The sequence below is a fragment of the Metallosphaera sedula DSM 5348 genome, from assembly GCF_000016605.1.
In the GTDB taxonomy this organism is placed as follows: domain Archaea; phylum Thermoproteota; class Thermoprotei_A; order Sulfolobales; family Sulfolobaceae; genus Metallosphaera; species Metallosphaera sedula.
The window spans coordinates 2,149,209-2,162,183 of the sequence record NC_009440.1 but is presented as its reverse complement, the minus strand read 5'-3'; the positions used below and the strand labels follow the sequence as shown (position 1 = coordinate 2,162,183).

At 42.8% G+C, this 12,975-nt stretch carries 12 protein-coding genes and 5 tRNA genes; 8 read left to right on the top strand and 9 right to left on the bottom strand.

Going from position 1 to position 12,975, the window contains the following annotated elements; all coding sequences use genetic code 11:
• Positions 1–29: 29 nt before the first annotated feature.
• Entirely contained in the window at positions 30–1,832 is a 1,803-nt protein-coding gene (locus MSED_RS11565; protein ID WP_012022183.1) for a ribosome biogenesis/translation initiation ATPase RLI, read from the bottom strand.
• A 295-nt stretch (positions 1,833–2,127) separates the two neighbouring features.
• Positions 2,128–3,378, bottom strand: coding sequence for an adenosylhomocysteinase (gene ahcY, locus MSED_RS11560; RefSeq protein WP_048060202.1), 1,251 nt, complete (start codon positions 3,376–3,378; stop codon positions 2,128–2,130).
• A 244-nt stretch (positions 3,379–3,622) separates the two neighbouring features.
• On the opposite strand from ahcY, the gene MSED_RS11555 reads away from it, so the two are divergent.
• Positions 3,623–3,696, top strand: a tRNA-Ile gene (locus MSED_RS11555).
• 180 nt (positions 3,697–3,876) lie between these two features.
• On the top strand, positions 3,877–4,575 hold the full coding sequence (locus tag MSED_RS11550; RefSeq protein ID WP_012022181.1) for a peptidylprolyl isomerase: 699 nt from the start codon (positions 3,877–3,879) through the stop codon (positions 4,573–4,575).
• Here the strand turns inward: MSED_RS11550 and MSED_RS11545 are convergent.
• Complete coding sequence (locus MSED_RS11545) at positions 4,565–5,620, bottom strand: NAD(P)-dependent glycerol-1-phosphate dehydrogenase (protein ID WP_012022180.1); 1,056 nt, start codon at positions 5,618–5,620, stop codon at positions 4,565–4,567. The two genes, MSED_RS11550 and MSED_RS11545, sit on opposite strands and share 11 nt — an antisense overlap.
• A 73-nt stretch (positions 5,621–5,693) precedes the next feature.
• On the opposite strand from MSED_RS11545, the gene MSED_RS11540 reads away from it, so the two are divergent.
• Complete coding sequence (locus tag MSED_RS11540; RefSeq protein ID WP_012022179.1) at positions 5,694–7,622, top strand: beta-CASP ribonuclease aCPSF1; 1,929 nt, start codon at positions 5,694–5,696, stop codon at positions 7,620–7,622.
• Between the two features lie 76 nt (positions 7,623–7,698).
• Positions 7,699–7,773 (top strand) — tRNA-Val (locus tag MSED_RS11535).
• 77 nt (positions 7,774–7,850) lie between these two features.
• Here MSED_RS11535 and MSED_RS11530 read toward each other — a convergent pair.
• The 6 genes from MSED_RS11530 to MSED_RS11510 form a co-directional block, all read right to left on the bottom strand.
• Positions 7,851–7,950 (bottom strand) — tRNA-Leu (locus MSED_RS11530).
• A 45-nt stretch (positions 7,951–7,995) separates the two neighbouring features.
• Positions 7,996–8,104: transfer RNA gene (locus MSED_RS11525), tRNA-Ser, on the bottom strand.
• Between the two features lie 30 nt (positions 8,105–8,134).
• Positions 8,135–9,046, bottom strand: coding sequence for a polyamine aminopropyltransferase (gene speE, locus MSED_RS11520; protein ID WP_012022178.1), 912 nt, complete (start codon positions 9,044–9,046; stop codon positions 8,135–8,137).
• Positions 9,046–9,231, bottom strand: coding sequence for a 50S ribosomal protein L37e (locus MSED_RS12110; RefSeq protein WP_012022177.1), 186 nt, complete (start codon positions 9,229–9,231; stop codon positions 9,046–9,048). The genes speE and MSED_RS12110 overlap by 1 nt, the downstream gene beginning before the upstream one ends.
• A 9-nt stretch (positions 9,232–9,240) precedes the next feature.
• Entirely contained in the window at positions 9,241–9,468 is a 228-nt protein-coding gene (locus tag MSED_RS11515) for an LSM domain-containing protein (protein WP_012022176.1), read from the bottom strand.
• A 104-nt stretch (positions 9,469–9,572) separates the two neighbouring features.
• Positions 9,573–9,661, bottom strand: a tRNA-Tyr gene (locus MSED_RS11510).
• A gap of 147 nt (positions 9,662–9,808) precedes the next feature.
• Between MSED_RS11510 and pcn the strand changes: the two genes are divergently transcribed.
• From pcn to MSED_RS11490, 4 genes are read left to right on the top strand one after another with little or no spacing between them, the layout of a single operon-like run.
• On the top strand, positions 9,809–10,546 hold the full coding sequence (gene pcn, locus MSED_RS11505; protein WP_012022175.1) for a proliferating cell nuclear antigen (pcna): 738 nt from the start codon (positions 9,809–9,811) through the stop codon (positions 10,544–10,546).
• Positions 10,543–11,505, top strand: a complete 963-nt coding sequence (locus MSED_RS11500) for a uroporphyrinogen decarboxylase/cobalamine-independent methonine synthase family protein (protein WP_012022174.1) — start codon at positions 10,543–10,545, stop codon at positions 11,503–11,505. The genes pcn and MSED_RS11500 overlap by 4 nt, the downstream gene beginning before the upstream one ends.
• Positions 11,502–12,497 carry a methionine synthase gene (locus tag MSED_RS11495; RefSeq protein ID WP_012022173.1) on the top strand — a complete coding sequence of 332 codons (996 nt, stop codon included), beginning with the start codon at positions 11,502–11,504 and terminating at the stop codon, positions 12,495–12,497. Before MSED_RS11500 ends, MSED_RS11495 begins: the two co-directional genes overlap by 4 nt.
• A gap of 17 nt (positions 12,498–12,514) precedes the next feature.
• Positions 12,515–12,973 (top strand): 30S ribosomal protein S15, encoded by a 459-nt coding sequence (locus MSED_RS11490; RefSeq protein WP_012022172.1) that lies wholly within the window; start codon positions 12,515–12,517, stop codon positions 12,971–12,973.
• The last annotated feature ends 2 nt before the right edge of the window (positions 12,974–12,975 follow it).

The window sequence follows — 12,975 nt, the reverse complement described above, 5'->3', positions numbered from 1 at the left end:
TTTAGCCCCTTTCTAATTCATCTAAACAGTTAGTCCGCGACAGTTTCTGTAGAATAGTACTCGTTCCTTTCTCTTTGGAGCCTATCAAGGTAACTTCCTATCTTATTTGCCCTAGGTCTTCCGCTCTCAGCATCTCTTCTGAAGGTGAGCCCAATTTCCTTAAGGAACGTATTCATTCCCTTGCTCAAGGATAGGGGTTCGCTGGCATGACCACTTTTACCTGGAGTTCCAGTGAAAACAATGAGTCTATCGGCGATATAATCGTGGATAGCGAGATCATGATCTACAACGAACGAAACGCTCTTTCTTTCCCTTGTAATCCTCTTTATAGCCTTAGCTACCACGTACCTTTCTTCCACGTCAAGATACGAGGAGGGTTCGTCTAGCAAGTATATATGTGCTTCCTTGGCTAGAGCCCCCGCTACGTAGAGCTTCTGCAATTCTCCTCCGCTAAGATCCTTAACGTTGGAGTCCAAGAGCTTATGAAGTCGAAGTCTTCGCGTAACCTCAGTATAAAACCAAGAGGAAGTAGATAATATATCCTTACTGACCGACTCTAGATATTCCCTCACAGTTCCTTCGTAGTCAGGAACTATACGTTGTGGCTTATAGGATAAGGTAAGTCCTGTAGGCACGATAGAGCCCGAATCTGGTTCTATCTCCCCTACCAGGATTCTGATAAACGTCGTTTTACCTATTCCGTTGGGACCCACGATTCCTATGACTTCACCTTCTCTAGCGAAACCTTGCTCCGTGTTGAGTGAGAAATCTCCTAGGGTCTTAGTTATGTTGCTCCAGCGCACTTTCTCTGCGGAGTTTTTAGCTAAGTCCAAATCTGTAACATCCTTTAGATAGAATTGTATCTTATGATCCATAACTCTCATGTTTTCAGCCGGGAGGTATCCGTTAAGGAAGTTGTTGATTCCAACCCTGGTAGAATATGTTTTTGATACTTTTCCATACACTCCACTTTCACCATAAATAATTGAGACAAAATCTGCAATATAATCAAGGACTATTAAATCATGATCTACGGTAACTACGTATTTTCCCTTCGTGAGTTCCCTTATTCCCTTAGCTACGTTAATCCTTTCCCTGACATCTAGATAGGAAGATGGCTCGTCTATGGCATAAACGTTCGCCTCTCTGGCCAAGGCGGCCGCAATCAGCGTTTTCTGTAGTTCTCCTCCACTGAGGGTCGAAATTTCCTTATTCCAAATGGAATTCATGAAGAGCAGTTCTCTTATCTCGTCTAGTTTACCTCGCTCATCTACCTTCCTCAGAAGTTGAGAAACCTCTCCCTTTAGCAAGCGGGAGGCATATTCCACATACTGAATTTTATGGACTACTCTTAATTTTTTATTATATAAATCATAAAAATAGGAAAATAATTCTTTTCCCTTAAATTTTTGAAGGACTGTATCTATACTAGGTTGTTTCTCGACTTCCCCAAAATTAGGTATTATCTCGCCGCTCAATATCTTCAGTATGGTAGTTTTACCTGCTCCATTTTTGCCCAAGAGGCCTATAACGTAGCCGCTCTTTAAAATGGGAAGACCAAAGAGTTCAAATCCATTAGTTCCATATCTATGGATAATTTCTTTACTAAAATTATCTGGTACATTTACTATGGATATCGCCTCAAAGGGACACTTCTTTACGCAGATGTTACATCCAATACACGTTTCCTCATAGACAACGGGTTTACCTAGCTTGCTTTGATCTATCTCTATGGCCTTGCTCCCAGCCCTATTTATGGGACAGAACCTAACACATTCTATCGAGCATTTATCGGGTTTACAGGAGTCATAATTAATGACTGCAACCCTCAAGTAGCACACCTCCCGCAAAAAACAAAAATTATCTCTCTTTTACTTTACCATTCATCCTCTTCCCAATCTTCCTCTTCCTCTATGTCTTCCCATTCCTCTTCCTCTATGTCTTCCCATTCCTCTTCCATCAACGCAAGCACCAATCAATCCTCATATGAATAGTACTTATAATTTTCGACAGGAGAGTTCCCATGTCATGTATCTACTAATTGCGACGATCAAGATTAATGTTTTGATTAAGGTCTTAATTCTAGATTAATAATACATTGAAATAATCATTTATAGTTAAAAAGGTTTAGGTACCATATCTCCATTGTTTAGAATATTCAACCTGTTCCTTTGTTAGTTGCTCCACTTGTATTCCCATCGAGTCTAGTTTTAATTTAGCTACTCTCTCATCGATATCCTGGGGAACATCATAGACTTTTGGCATTAGGGACCCTCTGTTCTGGTAGATGTAAAGTACAGATAGAGCCTGGTTCGAGAAACTAAGGTCCATAACCTCGCTGGGATGTCCTTCACCCGCAGCTAAATTCACTAATCTTCCATCTGCCAGAAGGTATATTCTCCTTCCATCGGACAATACATTTTCCTCGGTATATGGCCTAATGATCCTCCTGCTCTTAGCCATCTTTCTTAGCCCATCGACATCTATTTCCACGTTGAAATGACCCGCATTGGCAAGGATCGCTCCGTCCTTCATATTAAGGATGTGCTCCTTAGATATTGCCCTAATATTACCTGTGGCCGTGATAAATAAGTCTCCTATCTTAGATGCCTCTTTCATGGTCATCACTTCGAATCCTTCCATCACGGCCTCTAATGCCCTTAATGGGTTAGCTTCTACCACTATTACTCTACCCCCAAGCCCCCTGAGTCTAGAAGCTATTCCCCTACCTACCCAACCGTAGCCTGCAACCACGCATATCTTTCCGGCTATTAGAATGTTAGTTGCCCTAAGAACTCCGTCAATTGCGCTCTGTCCAGTACCGAATCTATTGTCAAAGAGATATTTGGTGAACGCGTTATTTACGGCAATAACTGGATACTTCAGAACACCATCCTCTTCCATGGCCTTTAGCCTAACCACGCCAGTAGTCGTCTCCTCGGTGCCACCTATCACGTTACTGTAAAGGTTATTCTCGTGTAAGTAAGCATGTAGATCTCCACCATCATCCATTACTATTTGCGGTTTAGTCTCCACAATTGACCTTATGTTGTCATAGTAGTCCTGCTCGTTTTCTCCTTTCCATGCAAACACGTTGATCTCATATTTTTTCACCAGCGCAGCAGCTATGTCATCTTGAGTGGACAGGGGATTGCTAGCTGCTAGGGATACCTCTGCACCAGCAAGTTTAAGGGTCTTCATTAGAACTCCAGTTTCCTTGGTAACATGTAATACTGCTGCAATTCTTACTCCTTTTAGAGGTTTCGTTCTCTCTAATTCCCTTTGTATGCTCATGAGAGCTGGCATATGCAGTTCTGCCCACTCTAGTTGGGCTTGACCCTGATCCGCAAGGGATATATCCTTAATACGATAATTCATGAGATCAACGATACAGTATAGTATAAATTTGTATGCCATTTCTTCTTCGAAAGAGCATGACTAATAATTATCAGAACTACCTTTCCAAGCTAATTTTTGACTCTTCCTTGATGAGGAAAAATGGATTTTTACTTCAATTACTACTTATCTATAGGGCGCAAAGTAAAGGCTTAGAAAGCAATGCATGTCCGCGATTTACCCGGTCGTAAGCCTTAAAAGTCAAAATGCCCTATTAGGGTGAAGTGGGCCCGTAGCTCAGCTAGGTAGAGCGCGCGGCTCATAACCGCGTGGTCGAGGGTTCAAATCCCTCCGGGCCCACGAAATAGCAAAATCTGAATTTTATCATCATAGTCTTTCCAAAGGCGTTACGTCAAAGATCATAACCTAACCTCCATATTTTTGACTCTCTCAAATAATATTTAATATAACCATATTATTCCGAGATATTGATGCGGGAACTAATTTTAAAATTTCACTGCCTTATGAGCATTGGTTATCATGTTCAAAGAGAAGGACTTTATTTACATAGATTACACGGGAAAAGTTAAAAATACAGGAGAGCTCGTAGATACTACAATAGAGGAAGAGGCAAAAAAAGCTAACATATACAGCGAAGGCAAGAAATATGAACCCCAGCTGGTCATCTTAGGAGAACATAGGTTAATTAAAGGTCTTGAGGATAGCCTATACAATTTTGAGCTAAATGAGGAGAAAGAAATAGAAATACCACCCGAGAATGCCTACGGCCAGAGGGACCCCTCCAAGGTTAAGGTTATGCCCCTGGGGGAGGTTAGAAAGCAGGGGATAACCCCCTACCCAGGCATGCCTGTGAGATTCTCTGACGGTTCAGTCGGGACAATAAAGAGCGTGAGTGGAGGTAGAGTTTACATAGATCTCAATCATCCCCTTGCTGGAAAGACCCTAGTGTACAAGGTAAAAGTAGTGAAACAGGTGACCGATGTTAAGGAAAAGATACAGGCATTGATCAATAGATGGTTTTCGGGTGTAGAGCTACCCTCGGCTGAACTGTCTGAAGATCAGAAGACATTGAAGATCACCATACCCGAAAAGATATTTCTACTAGAAGACCTGCAAACCAGAAAACTACTTCTGGCCAGGGACATCATCAAGTATGTTCTGGAGGACGTTGTGGTGGTGTATCAGGAGTCCTATACTAAGGCTTTTCTCACTCAATAACTCCGGTGTCTCTTGCTACTTTTTCAGCAGATGCCCAAGTCAATCCCCTATCACCTAGTATCGTATATCTTTCAGGCCTTATGGTGTGAGCTATGGTAAGAGCCTTTATGATTACGTCGTTGGGAATTCCCAGCTGCTTAGCAGTTGTCGGCGCCCCAATCCTGTCTAGGGCATTCCTTATTTCTCTCCAATTTATTCCATGAATATATGCCATTATAATGGAACCCATTCCGACAAGCTCGCCGTGTAATGCAGCATTTGGTTGAAGTAGATCTACAGCATGCGCAAACAGATGTTCAGACCCGCTAGCTGGCCTAGTGCTTCCGGCCATACCCATTGCGACTCCGCTACTTATGAGGGCCTCAGTTAGCAGGCTAACGCTATACTTCAAATCCCTATGTATTATTCTGGTACAACTTAGTGCGTGCTTGGCCGAGAGCAGAGCCAATGACGCAGTGTAATCTCCGTAATATTCTCCCGTCAACTTTGATGCGAGCTTCCAATCCCTAACAGCAACCAGCTTTCCAATAGTATCTCCAATTCCAGAGTTTATGAGCCTCCTAGGTGCAGAACTGAGAACATTTATGTCAGCAATGATTGCATAGGGCATTTTTGCCTTAACTGAGACAGGCTTTCCAAGCCCCTTTATTGATGCAAAGGGAGAGGTTATCCCATCATGGGAAGGGGCTGTGGGAATACTGATGAAATTTACGTTTAGTTTATACGCCACATACTTCGCTACATCTATGGTCTTCCCACCTCCAATGCCCAGGACAAACTTAGGGTTGAGTTGCTTAGCCTTTTCCTCTACTCTGTTGACCTCGTCGATAGAGGAATCCAATACCTCAATAAATTCTATTTTACCTATTTCGTTCAGCCCTTTTGCAACCTCATCAATTACAATTTTCCTTACATTGGGTCCAGTAACGACTAGGACTGGTTCTAACACGTTAAGCTGAAAGAGATAGTCCCTGAGTTTTGACAGGATTCCGTTGCCTACGTAGACCTTCTTTGGGAGCTCAATGATATGCTCATGAATCTCCATACTATGAAAGAAGATTTAAATATAATAAAGAGTTACCTATGCCTGTTAGATTTCTTTGTTTTTGGTGAGATAAGTGTCCAATTTTAGGTTAGGTATAATATCGTCCATATACAATGGAATTCCAAAGGAGGCTCAAATCACAAGAATTGAGTTCGAGGGTCCAGAAATCGCAGTGTATGTTAAGAATCCGTCAGTTCTTAGCGATAAAATGGACCTAATAAAGAAGATAGTAAAGGAAATAAAGAAAAGGATTGTAATCAAAGCTGATAACAGTGTCAGAAAGGATAAAAAGGAGACGATAGAAATAATAAAGAATTTTGTTCCAGCAGAAGCTCAAATTTCTGATATAAAGTTTGACGATGAACTAGGAGAGGTTCTCATAAAGGCAAAGAAGCCTGGACTGGTAATAGGTAAAAGAGGTCTAATCCAACAGAAGATTTTCATGGATACTTACTGGAGGCCTGTAATCATAAGAGAACCACCCATCAAGTCCAGAACCGTAGAGGGAGTTCTCACCCACATATACAACGAAACTGAGTATAGGGCGAAGATGCTCAAGACCTTTGGAGAGAGGATACACAGGGAGATACTATTTAAGGACAGATACGTGAGGGTAACTGCCCTGGGAGCCTTCCAAGAGGTTGGGAGATCAGCAGTTCTGGTGGAGACCCCTGAAAGCAGGGTGTTGATGGACGTGGGAGTGAATCCGAGCGTGAACTTTGGAGAAAGGATGTTTCCGAAGCTGGATATTGACCAGTTGAGATTGGAGGACCTGGACGCTGTGGTATTGACCCATGCCCACCTGGATCACAGCGGAATGATCCCATTTCTTTTCAAGTACGGATATGACGGTCCGGTGTACACAACTCAGCCCACTAGAGACATAATGGCCTTAATGCAGTTGGATCTACTTGACGTGGCAGATAAGGAAGGAAGACCTCTGCCATATTCCGCTAAGGAAGTTAGAAAGGAGTTACTCCATACCATTACCCTAGATTACGAGGAAGTTACGGATATAGCTCCGGATATAAGGCTCACCTTCTATAATGCAGGGCATATCATCGGTTCAGCAATGGCCCATCTTCACATAGGAGATGGTGTGCACAACCTTGTCTACACTGGAGATTTCAAATACGCTAGAACGAGATTGTTGGACAGAGCCGTTTCCGAGTTCCCTAGGGTGGATACCCTAATAATGGAGACCACCTATGGTGCACAGTTGCAGACCAATAGGGATGAATCGGAGAAGCAGTTGATTGATGTAATAAACAAGACCCTAAATAGGGGTGGCAAGGTTCTCATACCTGTGTTAGCTGTGGGGAGAGGACAGGAAATCATGTTGGTGATAAATGACGCAATGAAGAGAAAACTCATACCAGAAGTTCCAGTTTATGTTACAGGGCTCTTCGACGAGGTTACAGCAATACACACCGCATATCCTGAGTGGCTAGGCAAAGAAGTGAGAGATTCAATCTTGTTCAGGGATGAGAACCCGTTCACTTCTGAGTTCTTCAAGAGAATAGAAGGATACAGGGAGGATATCGCAGAGGGTGAGCCCAGTATAATTCTTGCAACTTCCGGTATGTTGAACGGTGGACCGGCAGTTGAGTTCTTTAAACAGTTAGCTCCCGATCCAAAGAACAGTTTAATTTTCGTTAGTTATCAGGCTGAGGGAACCCTGGGTAGAAAGGTTAGAGACGGGGCTAGGGAGATACAGATTATAGGAAGGGACGGAAGAGTAGATAACATAAAGGTTAATCTAGAGACTACACCCATAGACGGATTTTCAGGACATTCAGACAGGAGACAACTACTGAAATTCCTAGAGGATTTAACGCCCAAACCCAGGAATATTATATTAAATCATGGAGAGGCTTCAGCTATTAGAGAATTCAAGAAAAACATAGAAAACTTTAGAGAAAGGGAGAGACTTGGCTTGAGATCAGCGAATATCTATTCCCCAGCAATTCTTGATAGCATCAGGTTGGACAAGACTTCCTAGATCCTAGAAGGAAAGTCTTGAAGGATTTGAAGGCCAGAGCCTAAATTTTTTAAGCATGCAAGGAGTTAGAACTTGAGGGCCCGTCGTCTAGCCTGGTTAGGATGCCGCTCTGACACAGCGGAGGTCCTGGGTTCAAATCCCAGCGGGCCCATACTTCCTTGTTCAAATGATGCCACGAAGAATTTAGCTTTCTATAAAGCTTAGCAGAGATTGAAATCGTATATATCATGCGGGGGGCGGGATTTGAACCCGCGCAGGACTACTCCAGTAGGGGTCTCACCTAATGGTCCTGAGCCTACCCCCTTTGACCTAGCTCGGGCACCCCCGCACATTTATCTAACCTCATGTCTGATTTAAAAAATCACGGTTAATGCGCCGGGGGCGGGATTTGAACCCGCGTGTCTCGGAGAGACAGTAGGTCGCACGCTTTAACGCTGGAAAGGTCTCGAGCCTACCCCCTTGGTCCGCTCGGGCACCCCGGCATAATTAGATAAGAGTTTTTACTTAAAAAATCAAGCAGGGACAGTAACTGGGTTAGACTCCGTCGATATCCTTTTCTCTGAAGATAACTTTTCCCTTATGTTCTTGGGAATGCTAAACAGCATCGAGTGGGTTTCCCCATCGTAGTACCTTAGTTTTCCCCTTATTCTCTGCGCTATCAGTGAGTTTATACTCTCAGGAGACAGTTGGCTTGGCGTAACCTTATTGGATGCATAAACGAATCCCCAGAGTCCATCGAATGATGGAACGTAGGTTATCGATGCTGAAACCTTCCTGAATATAGATCTAAGTGTGTTATATATTACAGAGAACGTGTCCAGACTAAAGGATGGCGAAGTGGCTTGGGTTACGATACCTCCGTCATCACCAACCAGTCTGGAAAGTTTTTCATAAAACTCTTTCGTGTATAATTTATACGATGAGTTACCCATTATAGGATCCGTAAGATCTAGAACAATAGCATCAAACTTTTCCTGTGTTTTTTCCACATATCTCAGAGCATCATCAATAACCAGCGTAGTCCTAGGATCATCAAAGGATCCGGTATGCCACTCAGTAAGGTGTTTCCTCGCGAAGTCTATGACCGCCTGGTCTATATCCACCATGACTGCCCTATTCACAGACTCATGCTTGAGCACCTCACGTAATGTGGCCCCTTCGCCTCCACCTAGTATTAGCACACTCTTAGGTTTGTCTAGGGAGAGAAGAAGGGGATGGACTAGAGTTTCGTGATATATATACTCGTCAGATACGGTGGATTGAACTTTCCCATCTATAATAAGCGACTTCCCAAACCTAGTTAACTTAGCAACCATTACCCTTTGAAACTGGGTAGTAACATCTTCCAATACTTGGTCTATGTGATGACCATGAAATTCATAGGAGGATTGCCACTCTATATGCCAGCTCCAACCGAATTCCATTACTTTAACCTTACCCCATTTACCTTTTTGGTTTTCCAACTATATCTTGTAATTCTTTTTGATTTTCCAAAACCACATGCAGCGCACTTATGCTTAGTAGGGTTATATGAATTTCTACCACATCGTCTGCATCTAATATGGCTACCTCCTTTATTCATTTTTCCAAAGGACGGAGTTCCCTTCATTCATCTCACCTATTGTTGAATCGGAGAGATGAGAATTACATTATCCCCTCTTATTACTATGGTTCCCATCTTCTTCCCTTCGCCATCGCTTTGGATTTCTTCAGAATCCGACAAAACCAAGTTCATGTGTTGATCATAACTCTTAAGAAGCCCTCTCACTTCCTTATTTCCCTTTAATTTAACTAGCACTAGACTACCAACAGACTCTGCGAGTAGTTTGTGCGCAGTTTCTGCCATGAAGTGAAACACCTATTATGACTAGGGCTCAGTCTCGTTTATAAATTGAGTGGCTCCTTACAACGTGAAATTCACGCATCGACACAGAAACATGACCTAAAGAGTCCCACCGCGGGGACTTGAACCCCGGACCACCCGGTAACTGCCCTTTATCTACAGCCGGGCGCTCTGAACCGGGCTGAGCTACGGTGGGACATGAATCACTTCTCCTTTGCCCATAAAAGTTTTCCGCTATGTCGTTATCTAGGAGTTGAAATACCGGACAAAGCCGTATCGTTTTTCCTTAGAGGCCCCGAGAGGTATAACTTAAAGCGGGGAATTAGAACTTCATAATGAGATCATGAGAATAGCCTATGCGAACGCGATGGACTTTAAGACCGTCATAGAGGCACTCTCTAAGCTAATTGACGAGGTTACCTTTACGTTCACCTCCTCTGGGCTAGACGTAGTTGCTGTGGATAGGGCTCATATTTCACTAATCAAATTACATTTCCCCAAGGAAGCCTTTGAGGAATTCGATGTTGAGGATCAATTCAGATTTGGTTTCAATACCCAGTACATGCTAAAGGTCATGGCTAGTGCTAAGAGAAAGGAAAAGATAGAGATGGAGTCTAGGGAAGAGTCAGAGATAGTTATCAGAATGCTAGGAGAACCTCCTAGGGAATTCACTATCAGAAATATAGAAGTACCAATTCAGGAGTTACCCGAGTTAAAGCTAGATTTTGATGTAAAGGCTAAGATAACATCTGGAGGCTTCAAGAAGGCCGTTTCGGAAATAGCAACAGTAAGCGATTCGGTAGAAATAGATGCTACGGAGATGGAAATCAAGCTAAGATCTAAGGAGTCTACCGAGATAGAGGTGGAGTTTTCGAAGGAGATGGGGGGGTTGCAGGAAATAGAGGTGAAGAAACCATCAGTCTCAAGCTATCCATCAGATTACCTTGAGGATGTCCTAGTTCTAACTAGACTCTCAGGTTTCCTTAACCTCCTTTTCTCGGAACAGAAACCACTACAGTTAGAATTTAATATGGATAATGGCGGTAGTGTAGTGTACCTGCTAGCTCCCAATGTGGGGTGATAAAGTTCACGATAAGTATAGTTGGAAGTTATCCTAGGGCAATATCACTTGGAAAAGTTTTTTCGAGATATAGATCAGGCAAGATAAGTAAGGAGGTTTTAGATAAGGAGATCATTAAGAGGACAACAAGTTTCATGTCTTTAGTTAAGGATGTGGGCGCTAGTTATACTACTGACGGGCTCTTGAGATGGGACGACTTGATGGATATAACATTTTCTTACATCTCCGGTCCAACAAAGGGCGAGTTAATGCGTTTTTATGATAATAATTTCTATTATAGAAAACCGGTGATTAAAGGCGATATTAAAGCTCAACCGGATGAGTATCTGAAGTCTCTCCAGGAGGATATGGAGATAGCAAAGAAGGTAGGATATACAGGCAAGCTGAAGGCTGTACTCGTGGGTCCCCTAACGTATACTCTCCTCAGCGATAACAGACATTATGACGATGAAGAACTGGTCTTTGCCTACGCAAAGGAAGTCAACTCTGTGATGAAGGCCATCCCAAGCGGACTTGCCATAGAAATTCACGAGCCATCTTTCTTTGAGAAGGGAATCAAGACCTCAACGATATCTAGGCTTGTGGACGCATATTCAGAGATGGTAAAGGGCGTGAATCAAGAAAAACACCTTGTCACATATTTTACCATAAACCCCTCGAAACTAGATACGTTCTTTAAGCTTCCAGTAGACGTTCATGGATTGGATGTAGTAGAGAACATGAACCTACTGGCTCAGGTCTACGCTAGGATCGCCAAGAAAAGGGTATTCTTTGGAGTACTTAACACGAGGAATACGAAACTGGAGAGATTGTCAACCATCAGGAGGATAGTTAACAAGGGTTATCAGAAAGGAGCTACACAGATAATTGTGGGAAATGCAGCACCAATGGATTTTATACCTGAGATAATTGCCGTAAGAAAGTTAAAACTTCTCAAGAAGTTGGGTGATAAGTCATGAATCTTCCACCTCTTCCAACAACAGTTATAGGTAGCTATCCTAGGCCCAAATGGTTAAGGGAAGCCATAACCTTGGCAAAGAACGGAAGGCTATCGCGAGAGGATCTACAGGAAGCGTTTAACGACGCAGCTATTACCGTCATGAGAGATCACCAAGTTGCTGGGATTGATGTTCCCACAGATGGAGAAGTAAAAAGGGATGAGATGGTAGAATTCTTCGCAGAAAGACTGAAGGGTTTTAGATTTTATGGACCTGTGAGGGTATGGGGAACGGCCTATTATAGGAAACCCTCAGTAGTGTCGAAGATAGAGTATAATAGACCAATGCTTGTAGACGAAGTTGAATTTACTAAGAGTATAACTTACACTCCTTACTTCAAGGTGACAATTACTGGTCCATACACCATGGCCTACTGGTCCTACAATGAATATTATAAGGACAGGAGGGAGATGGCCTTCGATCTTGCCAAGGCGATAAACGCTGAAATAAGGAACCTAGTTGAGGCTGGAGCACCCGTGATTCAGGTAGATGAACCTGCTATACACTCTAGCGCTGAGGAGGTTGAATGGGCAGTTGAAGCTGTAAACGAATCAGTGAAGGGAATTAATGCGAAACTCATGTTGCATATATGCTACGGTGATTATAAAATAGTCGCACCATATCTAAATGACTTCAAGGTAGATCAAATAAATTTCGCATTAAAGATATATAACTATAAGCCTCTCAAATTGTTTAAGGAACACGGGTATGAAAAAGAAATAGGTGCGGGCGTTATAGACGTTCATAGCAGAAACGTAGAATCCCCAGAGGAAGTCTATAAGGATATCAAGAGACTTATGGAGTACTTCCCGCTAGAAAAGATATGGATAAATCCAGATTGTGGGTTAAAGTTACTTCCAAGAAATATAGCCTTCTCTAAGATGGTGTCAATGGTGAAAGGAGTTCAGATGGTTAGGGAAGAACTTAAAAAGAGCGGTATAGTAGGAAAATAAGCAAGTGGTGATTACGTTTGAACAAGAGAAGAGCCAACGGCAGTTCTCACTCAACTAGGCCTGTAAGGACTGGATCGCCAAAGTGGGTTAGATTCTCAAGGGAAGAAGTGGAGATGCTCATAGAGGAGTTAGCAAAAAAAGGATATACTCCATCCATGATAGGGATAGTATTAAGGGATCAATACGGAATACCTCTAGCAAAACCCATAATTGGTAAGAAGGTTAATCAGTTCCTAAAGGATAAGGGACTGGCTTCCCAGATACCTGAAGACCTCTTTAACCTAATCAGAAGGGCTGTTAATGTGAGGAGACATCTTAACGAGTACCCTGGGGATAAGACAGCTAAGAAAGGCCTTGAAGAGATAGAATCCAAGATAAGGAGGCTATCTAGATACTACAAGAGGGTAGAGAAGTTACCTCAGGACTGGACGTACGATCCAGCGAAGGCAGAGCTATTGGTAAGCGCGTCTTCTTAACT

Excerpts from the sequence above, each read along its gene's own strand:
- MSED_RS11515 (WP_012022176.1), bottom strand. The coding sequence starts at position 9,468 with ATGGCAGAAACTGCGCACAAACTACTCGCAGAGTCTGTTGGTAGTCTA.
- MSED_RS11550 (WP_012022181.1), top strand. The coding sequence starts at position 3,877 with ATGTTCAAAGAGAAGGACTTTATTTACATAGATTACACGGGAAAAGTT.
- pcn (WP_012022175.1), top strand. The coding sequence starts at position 9,809 with ATGAGAATAGCCTATGCGAACGCGATGGACTTTAAGACCGTCATAGAG.
- ahcY (WP_048060202.1), bottom strand. The coding sequence starts at position 3,378 with ATGAATTATCGTATTAAGGATATATCCCTTGCGGATCAGGGTCAAGCC.
- MSED_RS12110 (WP_012022177.1), bottom strand. The coding sequence starts at position 9,231 with ATGAAGGGAACTCCGTCCTTTGGAAAAATGAATAAAGGAGGTAGCCAT.
- MSED_RS11495 (WP_012022173.1), top strand. The coding sequence starts at position 11,502 with ATGAATCTTCCACCTCTTCCAACAACAGTTATAGGTAGCTATCCTAGG.
- MSED_RS11545 (WP_012022180.1), bottom strand. The coding sequence starts at position 5,620 with ATGGAGATTCATGAGCATATCATTGAGCTCCCAAAGAAGGTCTACGTA.
- speE (WP_012022178.1), bottom strand. The coding sequence starts at position 9,046 with ATGGAATTCGGTTGGAGCTGGCATATAGAGTGGCAATCCTCCTATGAA.